The organism is Microcystis sp. BLCC-F210 (genome assembly GCF_042134685.1).
In the GTDB taxonomy this organism is placed as follows: domain Bacteria; phylum Cyanobacteriota; class Cyanobacteriia; order Cyanobacteriales; family Microcystaceae; genus Microcystis; species Microcystis aeruginosa_D.
Genome location: NZ_CP169647.1, coordinates 3,191,922 through 3,208,237, shown reverse-complemented (window position 1 = coordinate 3,208,237; position 16,316 = coordinate 3,191,922). Strand labels below are relative to the sequence as shown.

General features: G+C 42.4%; 13 protein-coding genes and 1 other RNA gene. 6 read left to right on the top strand and 8 right to left on the bottom strand.

Going from position 1 to position 16,316, the window contains the following annotated elements; genetic code table 11:
• Window positions 1–200: 200 nt before the first annotated feature.
• Complete coding sequence (locus tag ACE3JL_RS15315; RefSeq protein ID WP_271989074.1) at window positions 201–851, top strand: DUF3782 domain-containing protein; 651 nt, start codon at window positions 201–203, stop codon at window positions 849–851.
• Window positions 852–964: 113 nt separating this feature from the next.
• Window positions 965–1,531, top strand: a complete 567-nt coding sequence (locus tag ACE3JL_RS15310; protein WP_271989075.1) for a DUF3782 domain-containing protein — start codon at window positions 965–967, stop codon at window positions 1,529–1,531.
• 36 nt (window positions 1,532–1,567) lie between these two features.
• Here the strand turns inward: ACE3JL_RS15310 and ACE3JL_RS15305 are convergent, their stop codons facing one another.
• From ACE3JL_RS15305 to zds, 6 genes are all read right to left on the bottom strand, one after another.
• On the bottom strand, window positions 1,568–2,839 hold the full coding sequence (locus ACE3JL_RS15305; protein WP_271989076.1) for an MFS transporter: 1,272 nt from the start codon (window positions 2,837–2,839) through the stop codon (window positions 1,568–1,570).
• Window positions 2,840–2,848: 9 nt separating this feature from the next.
• Window positions 2,849–2,945, bottom strand: an RNA gene (gene ffs / locus ACE3JL_RS15300) — signal recognition particle sRNA small type.
• A gap of 86 nt (window positions 2,946–3,031) precedes the next feature.
• On the bottom strand, window positions 3,032–4,168 hold the full coding sequence (locus ACE3JL_RS15295) for a DUF58 domain-containing protein (RefSeq protein ID WP_271989077.1): 1,137 nt from the start codon (window positions 4,166–4,168) through the stop codon (window positions 3,032–3,034).
• A gap of 360 nt (window positions 4,169–4,528) precedes the next feature.
• Window positions 4,529–5,548 carry a long-chain acyl-[acyl-carrier-protein] reductase gene (locus tag ACE3JL_RS15290; protein WP_159294015.1) on the bottom strand — a complete coding sequence of 340 codons (1,020 nt, stop codon included), beginning with the start codon at window positions 5,546–5,548 and terminating at the stop codon, window positions 4,529–4,531.
• A 146-nt stretch (window positions 5,549–5,694) separates the two neighbouring features.
• Window positions 5,695–6,390 carry an aldehyde oxygenase (deformylating) gene (locus ACE3JL_RS15285; RefSeq protein WP_159294016.1) on the bottom strand — a complete coding sequence of 232 codons (696 nt, stop codon included), beginning with the start codon at window positions 6,388–6,390 and terminating at the stop codon, window positions 5,695–5,697.
• Window positions 6,391–6,619: 229 nt separating this feature from the next.
• On the bottom strand, window positions 6,620–8,080 hold the full coding sequence (gene zds / locus ACE3JL_RS15280) for a 9,9'-di-cis-zeta-carotene desaturase (protein WP_159294017.1): 1,461 nt from the start codon (window positions 8,078–8,080) through the stop codon (window positions 6,620–6,622).
• Between the two features lie 136 nt (window positions 8,081–8,216).
• On the opposite strand from zds, the gene ACE3JL_RS15275 reads away from it, so the two are divergent.
• Window positions 8,217–10,655 (top strand): glycosyltransferase family 39 protein, encoded by a 2,439-nt coding sequence (locus ACE3JL_RS15275; RefSeq protein WP_375327853.1) that lies wholly within the window; start codon window positions 8,217–8,219, stop codon window positions 10,653–10,655.
• Window positions 10,656–11,320: 665 nt separating this feature from the next.
• Here ACE3JL_RS15275 and leuC read toward each other — a convergent pair.
• Both leuC and ACE3JL_RS15265 read right to left on the bottom strand, forming a co-directional pair.
• Entirely contained in the window at window positions 11,321–12,721 is a 1,401-nt protein-coding gene (leuC, locus tag ACE3JL_RS15270; protein ID WP_272077183.1) for a 3-isopropylmalate dehydratase large subunit, read from the bottom strand.
• Between the two features lie 365 nt (window positions 12,722–13,086).
• The gene (locus ACE3JL_RS15265) at window positions 13,087–14,085 is read right to left on the bottom strand and encodes a glycosyltransferase family 4 protein (RefSeq protein WP_159294020.1); all 999 of its coding nucleotides are present in this window, start codon (window positions 14,083–14,085) and stop codon (window positions 13,087–13,089) included.
• Between the two features lie 353 nt (window positions 14,086–14,438).
• On the opposite strand from ACE3JL_RS15265, the gene ACE3JL_RS15260 reads away from it, so the two are divergent.
• From ACE3JL_RS15260 to ACE3JL_RS15250, 3 genes are read left to right on the top strand one after another with little or no spacing between them, the layout of a single operon-like run.
• Window positions 14,439–14,867, top strand: coding sequence for a hypothetical protein (locus ACE3JL_RS15260; protein ID WP_159294021.1), 429 nt, complete (start codon window positions 14,439–14,441; stop codon window positions 14,865–14,867).
• A 2-nt stretch (window positions 14,868–14,869) separates the two neighbouring features.
• Window positions 14,870–15,553, top strand: coding sequence for a glutaredoxin domain-containing protein (locus tag ACE3JL_RS15255; RefSeq protein WP_159294022.1), 684 nt, complete (start codon window positions 14,870–14,872; stop codon window positions 15,551–15,553).
• 22 nt (window positions 15,554–15,575) lie between these two features.
• Window positions 15,576–16,262: a hypothetical protein gene (locus ACE3JL_RS15250; RefSeq protein ID WP_108935894.1), complete on the top strand. Its 687-nt coding sequence runs from the start codon at window positions 15,576–15,578 to the stop codon at window positions 16,260–16,262.
• The last annotated feature ends 54 nt before the right edge of the window (window positions 16,263–16,316 follow it).

The following is a 16,316-nucleotide window of genomic DNA, read 5'->3' as shown; positions in this document are numbered from 1 at the left end:
ACGAAGTGCCTAAAATTGTAATAAATTAGGGAGAGAAAAAGTCAATTCTTGCCGCCGATAATTGATTATCACGATAAGCTCATCTAAAATCCTATAAGATGTACTTGACAAAAAAGAGAGCATGGAAGGTTAAAAATTAGGAAGTATCGGCCCGATTGGCTAAAATAGCAATAGACCAGAGCAGAAGGAAAAAATCATCTATGGCAACCACATCCGAAGATGTATGGCGACTCTTAGCCGAATTAACTACCGCTCAAAAAGAAACTGACCGACAACTCAAGGAAACTGACAAACAACTGAAGGAAGTTAGTCAACAACAGAAAGAGACTGAACTGCTATTAAAAGAAGTTAGTCAACAACAGAAGGAAAACGCCCAACAACAGAAGGAAACTGACAAACAACTCAAAGAACTGGGCAAACAAATCGGGGGACTCGGTGCCAAATTCGGCAGCTTTACCGAAGGACTTGCCCTTCCCTCAATGGAAACGATTCTCAGACAACGCTTTGGTATGGAAATTGTTAGTCCCAGTGTCCGAGTCAGTAAAGAAGGACAACACCTAGAAATTGATGTTCTTGCCTATAGCAATGGTGAGCTAAATACTGCTTATATCGTTGAGGTTAAAAGTCATGTTAGACAGGAAGATATTACACAATTAAAAAGTATTTTGCAACGGTTTCGCCGCTTTTTTACTGAACACAAAGATAAAAAACTCTATGGCATATTAGCGGCGGTTGATTTATCGCCGGAATTACGCGAAAAAATTCTGCAAGAGGGGCTTTATGTGGCTCGGATTCATGACCAAGTATTTGAATTAGATATTCCCGATAATTTTCAACCTCAAACCTATTAAAAATTCAGATGTGATCGCTCTATCTTTCCCAAAGGCAGCAACACTCTCTTATTCATGAATAGGCAAAATTTAGTAAAATAGTAATAGACCAAATCAAAAAGAAAAATTTATCTATGGCAACCACATCTGAAGATGTATGGCGACTCTTAGCCGAATTAACTACCGCTCAAAAAGAAACTGACAAACAACTCAAGGAAAACGCCCAACAACAGAAGGAAACTGACAAACAACTCAAAGAACTGGGCAAACAAATTGGGGGACTTGGTGCCAAATTCGGCAGCTTTACCGAAGGACTTGCCCTTCCCTCAATGGAAACGATTCTCAGACAACGCTTTGGTATGGAAGTTGTTAGTCCCAGTGTGCGAGTCAGTAAAGAAGGACAACACCTAGAAATTGATGTACTTGCCTATAGCAATGGTCAGCTAAATACTGCTTATATCGTCGAGGTTAAAAGTCATGCCAGAGAGGAGTCTATTACACAATTAAAAAGTATTTTGCAACGGTTTCGCCGCTTTTTTCCTGAACACAAAGATAAAAAACTCTATGGCATATTAGCCGCCGTTGATTTATCCCAGGAATTGCGAGAAAAAATTCTGCAAGAGGGGCTTTATGTGGCTCGGATTCATGACCAAGTATTTGAATTAGATATTCCCGATAATTTTCAACCTCAAACCTATTAAATAACCCTACCCTAGGAAAAACTTTTTCGGTAAACCCTATTGTACTCGTCCGCGCAGAGCATAACGATCTTTTTCTAAACCGAAAGCGAAGAGAAAAGAATGGCGTATGGTAGGGTTAGAAAGAGTAAAAAAGAGAAAGAGAGCAATAACAGCTAATCCCGACGATAAACTAAACATAGTTTCGTAGGAAATTGCTAAAACCCCCAGAATTGGACCAGCTAAGGCTGTTCCCACATCAAAACCGCCGATACAGATAGAATAGGCCCGGCCGCGTTCTTGGGGTCCAGAGCGATCGGAGATTAAAGCCAGTAACATAGGGAATAAAATCCCCCCTCCCGTACCTTCGAGAATAGCGGCCAAAATTAAATCGGAAGGAGATCGAGCAGAAGATAGAACCAACATGGATAAACCATAGCAAAAAACGCTAATAGTGATGAATAAACCCCGTCCATAGCGATCGCTGGCTCCTCCCGACAAAATCCGTCCGATTACGCCCGATACTGCCGCACAACTGTAGAATAGACCAGGACTGAACGGAAGCTGGTTTTCGAGGAGAAACAGGGGTAAAAAAGCGACTAAACCGCCGAATAAAGTACCAACCAGCAAAAAAACTAAGGTGGGGACTAAAAAAGCCCGCTCTTGACATAATGCCCAGAAACTGCGCTCAATTGTCGGATTTTCTGCCTTCATTTCCGCTAATTTTTTCTTGAAGTCGGGTTCTTGAATGGAGAAACCCAAGAGAAAAGCGATCGCTCCTGAAGTAGCGGAAACTAGAAATAAACCGTCATAACCGATCGATTCGTAGAGATAACTGCCTAAAGCCGGACCGATTCCCATGCCTATGGGTGCAGTTAAACTCATATAACCAATTATCTCCCCCCGTTGACGAACGGGGGAAAAATCCACCACTAGGGTGCTGTAACCAGTGGTAAAAGCAGCGATGCTGAGACCATGGTAGGCGCGGACGGCAAATAAAGAGGAAAGATCCCGAAAAAATAGATAACCGAGGGGTGCAGTAGCGGCGACAATAGTTCCAAATAAAACCACCAATTTGCGACTGCGGCGATCAACTAGATTGCCTAACCAGCTGCGCGATAAAATTAAACCGATGGCAAAGGCCCCCATGACAAAGCCTATATCTTGTTTGCTACCGCCTAGGGAATCAATATAGATGGGGAGAGTGGGGAGGAGAGTGGTAATACTTATCCAGAAAAACAGCGCCGTGACGAAGAGGATCAGTAGTTGACGACGAGTTTCGCCAGTAAGCGATCGAAAAGTTTTGAAAGCGTTCACGACAGCGACCGTCACAGGCAACAAAAAGACCCGGAGATCACGCCAGTCACAAGCATCCCGTATTGCTGCTACCTTCCGGTCCTGACAAGGTTAAGGCGTTGCGATCGCATGAGTCCGAGTCTTTTTTATCATAACATCTTTTTCGGGGATACCGGTATTTCTTTCTAGGGAATTTCCTCTCAATCTAGACTGTGAACAGAAATTTTCTCAACGAGGGGGTTTTTGTAATTGTTGTTGTAGAGAAATTTCTGGTTCGATCGCCAATCCGCTAAACTGTCGGATTAAGGGTGAAGGACTCTCCCCAGAATCGGCAGCCAGGAAAAATAACCAACGGCTGCCGGGGGTGAGTTGTTCGATGGAATTGAGGTTACTTGTCAACCAAATTAGCGGTAAATTAGGCAGATTAGCTTTTTTTTGGCTAGCTTTTGCATCTATAGCCGCTAAAGTTTCTAAAATGACCCTTTCTCCCTGAATTAACCCCGTTTCACCGGTCCAGAGTTTCACATTTAATTGCCGACGATGGGCATAAAAATAGAGGGAAGCAGCGGCAATAATCGCTCGTTCAAAACTGTCTTCTTGCCAATCACAGAGGGTATCGAGACAGATAACCACTTCCTGTCCTCCCGTCAACACTTCTAATTCCCGAATTTGCAATTCTCCCAAACGGGCGCTAGTTTTCCAGTGAATTAAACGGGTAGAATCACCCCGGCGATATTGTCTCAGGTTACGGGTAAGTCCTTGACTAGCCCTTTGATAATAGCGATTATTTTCTAATTTTTGTGCCATCTCTTGACCGAGGGAATCGATCAGGGGACACTGTTGCAAGGGTAAAATTTGAGGATAAACTAAAGCTTTAGCCGCTGCTTGCTGACAACGACGACACCAAAATAAACCGAGAGGGGCTGCTGTTCTTAATTGTACTTCTTGCCAGTGATAAATACCTCGTTTACTGGTGGGTAAATAATAAGTCCAACGATGGCAACTTTTGGGAGCAATCGCTTCTATTGGGGTTATTTTTGGCCGATCAAGGACAATTGGCAGTACATCTGTCACTTCTAACAGATTTATCGGCTGATTGCTCGTATTTTCTATCTCTAGGCTAATACTAAGATCGTCTCCCGCACTCACGGGTACAATGGCAAGACGACGCACTTTCAGAGGAAGAAGGGAACGACGGGGTAAAATTATCGATAAAACTAAAACAGCGATCGTCGTGCCAGAGATAGCATACAACCATCCCGCCATGGTATTGGTTGCAGCTCCGAAAAAACAGAGGGTAATGCCAATGATTACCCCCCCACCGTAAGCGGGTAAGATACCGCGATCTTCTAACCAAGTTTTCATAGGGTTTAGTGGTTTTGTCGTCTTTGCTAGAAAGCTAAAAATCAGGCCCACATCTCTATAATTCCCCCAAAAGCCCTCTGATCAGCAAAGAGAGTCCTATCCCTTGTCACTATTGTTATTTTTCTTAACAAAATTTAACAATTGATGGCAAAGTTTGGCTTGCTTTTGTCGGCAGATTTTGGGATAATACTTTTAAAAGAGTTTATTCATAATGGTAGTCTAAGCACTTCGCCGCAAACACAAACATCCCATTGTGAGACAATCATAACCCAAGCCGCCGCCAAAGTCAAGCCCTCACTCTTAATTATTTGTCGCCTAAAACTTCTAATTCCCTGGTCGGTGGGGGGGTGGGGATATTAATTAAAATAACAAAGGTTGAAACCCGTGTTTGCGGGAAGCTGCACCGATTTGTTCCATTTTAGAGACAGAAATTTGATTGCGTCCCCAGGAAAAATTAGTTTGCCAACCCTCCAACTCCAATAAAATCGCCTCAGCAAAACAGGCAAACATTTGACGAGAGGGAATATCCATATTAACGATTTTCATAATTTTCCAGTCAATATCGAGGGAATGCTCGACAATGCCGCCCTTAATCACCGAAATATCGGGGGCATTTAATACCATGCCTAAATTTTTCGGATAACCACCATCAATAATAATGCAGGGGCGCTTGAGTTTATCTAGATCAATTTCTACCCCTTTAGGCATACTAGCCACCCAAACAATGATATCAGCCAGGGGTAAAGCCTCCTCTAGGGGGAGAATTTTACCGCGACCTAACTCCTCTTGCAGAGATTGTAAACGCTCTTGATTGCGTGCCACATAGATTAGTTCTTTTGTATCGGTTTTTTCATTTAACCAACGACAAACAGCGCTGCCGATATCTCCGGTGGCCCCGCAAACCACGACGGTAGATTGAGCTAAATCGATGCCCATTTTTTCAGCGAGGGTTTGCACCTGAGTGCAGATGACGTAAGCGGTGTGGGTGTTACCGGTGGTAAAACGGCCAAAATCTAGCTCGATATTGCGCACCTGTCGATTATCTTTGAGATTAAACTCCTCGAAAATAATTGAAGAAAAACCGCCGAGTGCGGTGATATTGATATCACTTTTTTGAGCGAGTGCCATGGCATTTAGCACCTTACGAATAGCAGACTTTACCCAACGATTCGACAACATCTCTGGTAAAAAACAGGATTCGATGTATTTACCCGTGATGGTTTGCCCCGTGATGCTGGTGACATGAAAATCATCGACAATTTGCGGGGGGGCAGCGCACCAAAAATCTAATCCTTGGTTAGCATATTCAGGATAACCTAGATCGTCGGCGACCGATTGGGCGTGTTCTAAACTGGTAAGATGACCTATAAGACCAAACATTGATTGTTCTTTCGTTAGACTAGATGGCACTAGATAAAAATTAGGATATTGCTAAGAAATCGTTAAGACTCTTAAATATAATACACAAAAGCGCCGCTCTGTGCTGAGCGGCAGTAGGGGAAAAAAGAAATCTCGATGCTCAAGCTTTAGACAGCAGTTAATCCGTAGGCAGACATCCGCATGATATCACGGGTGCTGAAACCGATATTGCTTAAAGCTTCGCCGTAGCTAATCATAAAGTCTTCCACGAGGGCCTCTTTTTCCATAGCGAGGACGCGAGCATCATCCTCGACTTGATTGAGCATTCTCCAGACAATGGGGAGATTAGCTCGATTTGCCGCTTCTAATTCCTCTTTAGCGGTTTCAAAGTTCGCTTTTAGCCATTCTTCGCCAAAATTGAGGTGTAAATATTCGTCTTTAACTACGCCTTCAGTAATTTTACGGGCAAAAGGATCAGCAACGGGAATGTAAATATTATAGGCAGCGATCGCGAAAGCTTCGATAATCAAAGATTGGATCAATAAACAGGTAACGATTTTACCTTCTGCGTAGGCAATTTGGAAGTTACTGTGCAGAGAGGAAAAGAATTCTTTGGCATACTCCATATCAGGAGTGATTTTCAAATTTTGGCCGCAAGCTTGAAAACCTTTCATGTGACGGTTTTCCATTTTTGCTAGACGGTGTAACTCTTCTTTTTTATCGGTGAGGATGTCTGCTAATTGAATATAATTGCTATTGGCCTCGTATTCGCCTTCAATAACGATGGCATTAATGCGACTATAGGCTGATTTATAGGTTTCGCTGGTGAAATCAAGCTCTAATGGTACAGCAAGCTCTGGCATAAACTCGATTGACTCCTATTTCTGACGAGATTTTTCCGATGTTCTTTCCAGTCTAGGGTAAGCCTTCTAGATGGAGTGATCTTTTTACGAGTCTAGCTCGATCGGTCTTTTTTGTATAGCTTGGCCTGAGGGGCTGACTTGCCAAGTTAGCTATAGCGGTTATCTTTTGCCACTGAAAACAAATCTAGAGGCAATCCCTTCTTAAGGGAGGAGATTGCCGGCTGTTTGCTCAAACCGTGGCTAAAGATTTCTGGCGCTCGGCCTGTTGTAGGATCGCTTTGGCTGCCTGTTTACCGGATAAAGTGGCTCCTTCCATGCTATCAATGTAATCCTGTTGGGTATAACTACCAGCAAGGAAAAAGTTAGCAATAGGAGTCGCTTGCGAGGGACGATAGACATCCATCCCCGGTGCTTCCCGATAGAGACTCTGGGCCAATTTCACCACGCTAAACCAAGTCATCTTTAACTCCCGCGAGGAGGGAAATAACTGATGGACTTGCGCTAAAACGTGCTGGGCAATATCTTCATTTTTAGCTTTAATAAAAGGGTCTCCGGGGGTTAAAACCAACTGTAATAAAGAGCCTTCTTCGGGGCGATAATAATCTCTAGGACTGGTGAGAGCAAGATCCGCAAAACAGGAAAAATCCGCTTGGTGGGTGTACAAAAGATTGTCAATTCCCACCGCTTTTTGCAGTTGTCGGCGTTTTTCGGCATCATTTAACTCCGTCACCCAACCGTCAAAACGCAATTGTACCGTGGCGACGGGGACGGCTTCTAGTCGGAAAATATTGTCAAAAATCGGCATTTTTCGCCAATCTTGGGGAATGAGACGCTGAATACCGGGGACATCACCAGCGCAAACGTAGGCATCTGCGGTGATAGTTTCTGTGGTTTCTCCGTTAGCGACGATCAGGCCATTAACTTGCAGATTTTCGCCCTCTCCAGAATAGAGAATTTCCCGCACCTGACGACGGGTGGAGATTTTGGCACCCCGGGCCTCCAGATAGTTAATAATCGGTTTATGCAGGTATTCGTGGGGGGAACCTTCCAACATCCGCAGGACGGAAGCTTCGGTTTTAGCGGCAAAAAATTGGAAAATCGTCAGCATACAACGGGCCGAGATATTTTCCGTATCGATAAATCCTAACGCATAGGCGATCGGATTCCACATTTTTTTTAAACTGCCTTCATTACCGCCATGGCTACGAAACCAATCGGCAAAACTAATCGAATCCAGATCCCGAATCGTTTTCATCGCTCCTTGAAAGTCTATCAGACCGCGGACGATGGGACTTGTACCTAAAGCCAGAGAATTAAAGATTTTATCGGCTGCTGAGAGTTGGGAGGAGGTAAAAAAGGCTTTTAAACCGTTAAAAGGCGCACCTGCGACGAAACGAAAGTCTAATTCGCCGATTTTTCCCCCTTCGTTGATAAAAGTGTGGGTGTGTTCTTTGAGTAGTAGGGATTGAAAAGCGCCCACTTTTTTCATTAACTCAAAAAGATTATAGTAACAGCCAAAAAAGACGTGCAAGCCCATCTCGATGTGATTACCGTCCGCATCTACCCAACTACCGACTTTTCCACCGACAAAGGGACGAGATTCTAAGATTTCTACTGTACAGCCCGCATCGACCAGATCGATAGCTGTTGCCATTCCCGCTAATCCTGCACCAACGATCACCACTCGCATTTGTCAAGTTCCTGTTACAATTTTTCACTAAATCTTTATTTTACTCGATCGATCTGGTGTTTCTCGCTGATGATTTTTTCAGGGTCGCTTGAGAGCGTGGCAGAATAATTGAGAGTTGCACTAGGGAGAAGTCATTTTGAAGCGATCGCTAGATAGAAGACAGGAATTAATTATTGTCACTATTATTTGGATATTGGGGATATTAGTCGATAGATTCTGGTTTAGTCTCGATCATACTATTCCTGCTTGGGATCAGGCCGATTATCTCAATGGTGGGATTATCTATACCCAAGCTTTCCAAAATCCGCGCTGGTTTGATGGGGATTGGTGGCGCGGTTTATGGCTAATGTCGCCAAAAATTCCCCCTTTAACCTATCTTTTAACGATTCCCTTCTTTAATCTCTTTGGTATTAGCGTTGACGCGGGTATGTGGGTAATGGCCATCTATAGCGCCCTACTGCTCTTTTCTGTGTACGGATTGGGAATTATCCTCTTTAATGGGACTGTGGCACTCTGGGCGGTCTTAATCTGTCAATTTCTGCCTGGTTTATACTATTATCGCCTCGAATATCTCTTAGATTTTCCCTTAGCGGCAATTGTAACGTTTTCTTACTTCTGCTTGACATGGTGGCGATTTAGTGGCTATGGCTGGCTAAAAGCAATCGCTTTCGGGATTTCTTTCGGTTTAGGGATGTTAGTCAAACAAACCGCCCTATTTTTCCTCTTTTTGCCAATTTTGTGGGTATTAGGCGAAAATCTCCGGCGAAAACGTTGGGGCAATCTAGCGCAATTAATGCTGAGTTTTTTGACGGCAGCACTGTTGATGTTTCCCTGGTATCGGACGAATTGGTTATTAATGTTAACCGCGAGCAAACGTGCCACGGTAGATTCGGCAATTTTGGAGGGAGATCCGCCTCTTACCAGTCCTGATGCCTGGACATTTTACGCCCAAATTTTACCCTATTTTCTTTCTTGGGTATTATTATTAGTTCCCGTGGTGGGATTATTAATCTCATTACGTCACAGAAAAACCGAAGATAAGGTTAATCATCCTGTGTGGATTTGGTTAGGAGTTTTTCTGCTGGGGGGATACCTATTATCATCCCTAAATATCAATAAAGATGCTCGTTATATTTTGCCGCTTTTACCGACTTTATCCTTAATTTTATCCGTTGGTTTATTATCTTGGCGCGGTCGTTTTGCCTCCGGTATCCGTTGGGGAACGATAACTATTGCCGCTATCCTCACCAGCTTAAATTTATTTCCCTTGGGGGGAGATATAATTACTAACGTTTTCAGTCCCCAATTACAACACCATCCCTATTTAAAAACTGGTTGGCAGCACGAAGAAGTAGTTAAAGAGATTCTAGCCGATTCTCCCTATCTTCGCAGCACCCTAGGGGTTTTACCTTCCACCCCGGAATTAAATCAACATACCTTCTCTTTCTACGGTGGTAAACATAATTCCCAGGTTGCTGGGAGACAGGTGGGAGTTAGGGAAGAAGATATCGAAAAGGATGTCAATTCTTTAGATTGGTTTTTAACTAAAACTGGTGAACAGGGTTCCGTCCCCGATGTCCAGAAAAAAATTGTTAATCGAGTTGCCACAGGGTCAGATTTCCAAGTGGAGAAAACTTGGCAGCTACCAGATGATAGTACCCTGTCCCTACACCGAAAAATATATCCTTCCGTCACGGTTAAACCCCTTGAAAATGCGCCAAAACAGGTGGAATTAAGAGAAATTGCCATTGCTGAAAAAGCCTCTCCTAATCAACCCATTCCCGTGGTTTACAAATGGGCCGGAGACTGGCAACAATTAAAGTCAGGGATAGTAATTTTAACTTGGCAAGAAGTGGACGGTAAGGATTATTGGATGCACGATCATGGTATTGCTATGGGGGGATTAATGGCAGAAAAATTAACTACTGAAGAGCAACAAAAGAGTTTTGAAGTTACTGAAAAAACCGCCATGCAGTCGGCAGCGACCCCCGGAGTTTATCGCTTATCTGCTGTCTATCTCAATCGGGAAACTGGCGAAACCTATCCGATTAAAACTAATGCTGAAATTACCATCGATCCTCAAGTTGCCAAGTTAGCAACGCCCCAATTAGATTTAGTCACCCAATTGCGCTTAAAGTCTGCTAATATTGGTCAAGGATTAACGGGTATTGAACCAATTTTTGAGTTAACTAATCGTATCAATCAATACGATTCGATTCAGGATTATGTGCTGCAAGCAGACAAGGCCTTTTCCTATCGGTTACAGCAACAAAACCCCCCCGATAAATTATCTTTAGCCTACGGATTAGCAATTTCTAAGGTACTACAACAGGATGTGGCAGTGGCAATAAAAGCAACCGAGGAAATGATTAAAATTGACCCCTATAATCCCTATCATTATGCTTATCAAGGTTTTATTTATCTCTACGATTGGCAACCGCAAGCAGCCCAAAAAGTCTTAGATAAAGCTAGACAATTAAATCCCGATAGTGAGGAAATTAAGACTTTAAATGCAGTGGCTGCCTTGATGGGGGGAAATCTCGTTAAAGCTTGGCAATTATGGCAGTCAAATTAAAATAGAGCTGGAATTATGAATTATGAATTATGAATTGGGGAGGTGGGGAAGTGGGGAAGTGGGGAAGTGAAGCATTTGGCTGAAATTTCGCTAAACCCCTAAACTCCTAAATCCCTATCACCCCAAAACCCTATCACCCTATCACCTGACTCCTGACTCCTAACCCAATGGTAGATGTGGGATTTTTGCAGGAGTTCTATTTTTCGACAAAGATAAGTAAAAATTATTGATTTACTGTAAAAACTTGAGAATATTTAAATTAACATTCCGTAATATTTATAAATTCTTAAGAATTAATTGAGAAAGATTTTTATTTAACAACGACGTTATGCTGGTTACAGCGATTTGATATAATTTCATAATGGGTCATTCTGTGCCTTTTTGGGAAGCAATGGTTGAAACCCTTGCCACACCTAGAAGGTGATCCTAATTAAAACGGGTAAATCAGTCAATTTCACCCACAACGATGATCTTTTTTTTATGTAGTTTTATTGCAAAAAAAAAGTTTTTTTGACAAAAAGCACAAAGTATGATAGGAACCCAAGGTATTTCTGGTTGCGAGTAATTATTGTAGAGAAGGGAGTAGGAAGTGGGGTGTGGGGAGTTTTCTCAGTGAACTGATAACTGATAACTGATAACTGACTCCCGACTCACCATTGAGATAACTACTGTAACAACTCCCTGGGATCGGTGACTTCCCCTTTAATTGCTGCCGCTACCACCATCGCCGGACTCATCAACAAAGTACGCCCGGAAGCGGAACCTTGACGACCTTTAAAGTTACGATTGGAGGAAGAGGCGCTGATCTGATCTCCCTGCAATTTATCGGGATTCATGGCTAAACACATGGAACAGCCAGCCTCGCGCCATTCAAAGCCCGATGCTAGGAAAATTTGGTCTAATCCTTCCGCTTCCGCCTGTTTTTTGACTCTTTCGGAACCGGGGACGATAAAAGCTTTCACATTGGGGGCAACATGATGACCTTGGGCAAATTTGGCCGCTTCGCGCAGATCACTGATCCGGCCGTTAGTACAGCTACCGACGAAGCAGACATCGATTTTTGTGCCTTTAATCGGGGTGCCGGGGGTGAGTTTCATGTATTGATAGGCTTCCTCTGCGATTGCTCTTTCACTTTCTGGTAAACTATCGGGAGTGGGAATGACTTCGTTAACCCCGATTCCTTGGCCCGGAGTAATCCCCCAAGTAACTGTGGGTTCGATTTCGCCGGCATCAAAGACCACCACATCGTCATAAACCGCATCGGTATCGCTTTTAATGCTTTCCCACCAATTAACCGCACTTTCCCAGTCTTTAGGCGCAAAATCACGACCTTTGAGGTAATCGTAGGTGATTTGATCGGGGTTTATATAACCACATCGGGCCCCACCTTCGATCGCCATGTTACAAATCGTCATCCTTTCTTCCATGGACATCCGTTCAATTGTACTACCAGCATACTCGTAGGCGTAACCAACACCGCCTTTTACGCCCAATTGACGGATAATATGGAGAATTACATCTTTAGCATAGACCCCGGGGTTTAAATCGCCGTTTACCTCGACTCGACGCACTTTTAATTTCGATAGGGATAGGGTTTGGGTAGCAAGAACATCGCGTACTTGGGAGGTTCCGATGCCAAAAGCGATCGCACCAAAAGCGCCGTGGGTGGAGGTGTGGGAGTCACCACAGGCGATCGTCATCCCTGGTTGGGTTAGGCCCTGTTCGGGAGCGATCACATGAACTATGCCCTGATTGCCGGAACCGATGCCATAGAAAGGAATATGATTGGTTTGAACATTAGTTTCGATCGCCCGGATCATTTCCTCGGCCAAATCGTCAAGGAAAGGACGCGCCTGATTTTCGGTGGGGACGATGTGATCGACGGTGGCAATAGTCCGTCTAGGAAATAATACTTTTAAACCCCTTTCTCTCAGCATCGAAAAAGCTTGCGGACTGGTGACTTCATGCACTAGATGCAGTCCGATAAATAATTGTGTCTGTCCACTGGGAAGAATCTTAACCGTGTGTGCGTCCCAGACTTTATCGAATAATGTTCTTGCGCTCATTGACTTTGGAATGATAGTCATCTCCTTGATCATATCAGCTAACCCTGGCCGATAAATATTAATTTTTTCTTTTCTCTTGGTTAGGAAGGATAATAGATAAATAGCTTTGTTTTTGCCAGATTAAAACCATCAGTTTTTGAGTCAAATAAAAGACTTTCTAGGAGAGTGGGAAGTGGGGGAACAATCCATTTTAAAACTGATTTGGTATAAGCAAAACAAATCGGCGAACATATAACTAGCTATTTTTGCCCTGCAGCGCAGGATACACAGAATAAAAATCGTTGATGAATGGGAAATAAGATTATTGTAGTGGCGAATTGCATTCGCCCTCTTTTAATAAACCCTCGATCTATAGCAATAAAAAATTATTCTTTTCTTGTCACCGCTAAATCATGCTTGCTAACTCTCCTCTTCAGATAAATTTCTCCGAGAACAATTAATCCTAGAATCAAAGGTAAACTCAGCCATGCTCCTAGGTTTCCTAAGTAGTTGACACTAATAGCAATCAGGAGAGTTACCGCCATATAAATAATCGCTACTTGTGAGTGAGACAAGCCAGATTTTTGCAATCTTTGATAAAGGTGACTGCGGTGAGCTTGGAAGATATTTTCCTTTCTGAATAATCGACAAATAAGGGTATAAATAGCATCACCAATCAGAGGAAAAGTGATAGTTAAAGCTGACCAAGCTTGACTTTGATCGCCCTGGTTATTAAGTAAAACCATAGGGATAATTGCCCCTAGACTGGTGCTACCCACATCGCCCATAAAAATTTTCGCTGGCGACCAATTCCAGAGGAGAAACCCGACTAAAGCTGCCACTAAAAGCCATAAAATTGGTTGCTGAAAATAGAGAGCGAGAAATCCTAATTGTACCGCCGTACAGCCAGCCACCAAACCATCAAGACCATCCATAAAATTATAAAAATTAATGATGGCAGTCAGGCCGATAATTGTGAGAATGACAGCCAAAATTTTGCCGACAAAACCTAAATCTAATAGCCAAGATTGGGGAAAAGCACCGAAAAAAGTAACCGCAATACTAGCGGAGGATAACTGGACTAAATAGCGAATACTAGAAGGAATACCACGACGATCATCGAGAAGGCCGATAATAATTAAAGGAGTTAGGGATAACCACAGGGGAATGAGAGGTAGGGAAGGAGGAAGGAGAAAATAACTGAGGCAGCCAGTCAGAGCAAAAGCAATGACAAAACCGAGTCCACCTCCTCTAGGTGTGGGTTGACTATGGCTGCTACGCTCATTGGGAATATCTAACAATTGTTGGCTAAAACGTTGTTTAATCAGGGCAACCACCAGAAAACTAATCAGAAAACTAATAACTGAGAGTAGGGATAATAACATAGGGATTTTTGCGCTCAGATTAATTATCGATCCTACGCTGTTCTGTGACAAAAAGTAACGAAAAAAGTCAATTATTTCTTTGTCGGGAGATTAACAACTGAAATAGTATCTCTGATCTGCTCCTCTACGGTGAAAATTTATTTACGGAGTTTCTCACAAAGATAAAGTATAACATTATCGATAGCTAAATTGCACAAAAAATGACAGCATATTTAGTAGAATTTGGTCAAAAATCCTCGACTATTGTGGCTAACCTGAATTTGTTGTTAACAATATGTAACAAAAAAAATGAACGGTCTACTGCCATATAATCTATTCTAGTATTGATAAATCATTCTAGTAGCGATCGCCCCATGTATAGACCCCTTCTAGTCGTTATCCTCGCCGCCGTTCCCAACTGTCCTTTGGTCAATGTTGCCGGAAACTATAAACTTGACTTACGAACTGAATCTGCTTCCTCATGGGATTTAAGTGACAAGGAACGCGGTTGCAGAAAAAGTGGGGGTACAACTATCGAGATTGACTCCAATGGTCTTATGACTGGAAATAATCTTACTTGGCCGCCAGGGAATTCAAGTATTCTTAACAATAGTGGAAAATTAGGAGGGAGAGTGGAGCCAGGGGCAGAACCAATGCAATGGGTTGCTAGTGCTGGCGATGTTGAAATGAAAGGCACTTGGAAGAGGGGACAACTATCGGGGGAATTTGTGCGACGTTTTATTTATGACGGCAAAGAAATCGAATGTCGTGGCAAGGTTAGTGGTTTTAAAAGGGGTAAATAGTCATGAAATCTTCATTTTTTAAGTTAAATTTTGGGATTTTGTCATTTTTTGTTACTCTCCTTGCGAACGGGGAACTTAAAGACTTGGGTAATTTCTCTGCTTTAACGGCAACAGATAGACCTAAATTCGTGCTTTTTTCGCAAACTGTTTTAGCACAAAATATTTCTTCTAATGTTGTGTTAGTTTATGGCAATCCCCGCTGTGGATGGACTAACAAGCTAATTCAAGAACTGAAAGCAAAGAAAATCCCCTATCAATTCAAGAATCTTGATATTCAATCTATTCGAGATGAATGGAATCGAATTTTAGAAAAAAATGGTGTTCCTGATGGTTCACCGGTCAAATTACCAGTTGTTTTAGTTAACAATAAAGTCTTTATGCGGCCAAGTATTGAGCAAGTAATTGCCCAGAGAAAGACAGCTGAAAGCTCAACCGCAAAAATACCCAATGGTTGGTATATTGGCGAAAGCAATACTGACGCAATGATTGAAATTAAAAATAATCAATACTGCGGACTTGATCTAGAAACAAGCAAAGAGCGGTGTGATCCAATTTCAGATATTAAATATATTAAACCTGGGGTTGTACAACTTGGCACTGGTGATTATTTTTGCTCGCAAACCTTGTTTAGAATCAATCCGTCTCGTTATGGTAAATGTACGGCTAATGGCTGGATAGAAAAATAAAAATTTATTGGAGAAAATAACGATGAAAAAACGATTTATTTCTAGTGTGCTAACTTCTAGTCTATTCCTCTGGCAAACATCGCCTACCCTAGCAGCTGGAACAAATTATTATCGCAATTTACAATCTAACAGTATTTTGAAATGCTCTTCGCCTAAACAGATTGAAATTATTTGGGGAGGAGGAAATACGACCAGCTATGGCTCTGCACATACAATAATTTGTTTAAAAAATGATCGTCAGGCAGCATGGATTATGGAATCTTCCGTGACTTGTCAAAGTCAAAAAGTTTCATTAGAAAATTGTCCATCTTGGCTTGGTAATCAACAGCTTGAGTTCGGTGCTAATGTAGTAATTAAGCCACCGAAAACAGCAATTGGTATAAACTGTACTATCAAAACACAACTTGCTAAATATAGCGAAGACTTAAACTATTATTGGACTTGCGAAAAATACCAAGCTCGTAAAAACTTAACAATCAAAACGACTGGACAAAAGTTTTCAGTGAATAATCGAGACGGTAACGAAGATAAATTTTGGTTACATACCTATGACAATCCAAGCTGTAAAAAAGATTCCGAGTTGGGTGGTTGCTTTAGGGGATACCCAAGCTTAGGTAATGATGGCAATAAATATCATCCTGAAATGGCCATTGATTGTCGTGGTGACAAAGAGTTTTGTAATTATTACTACAATCCTGCTCCATATTGAAAAGCTTATTAAGTTTGTAAGCAATTTTTGTCTTTTCTCACAAAATCTGTCAAT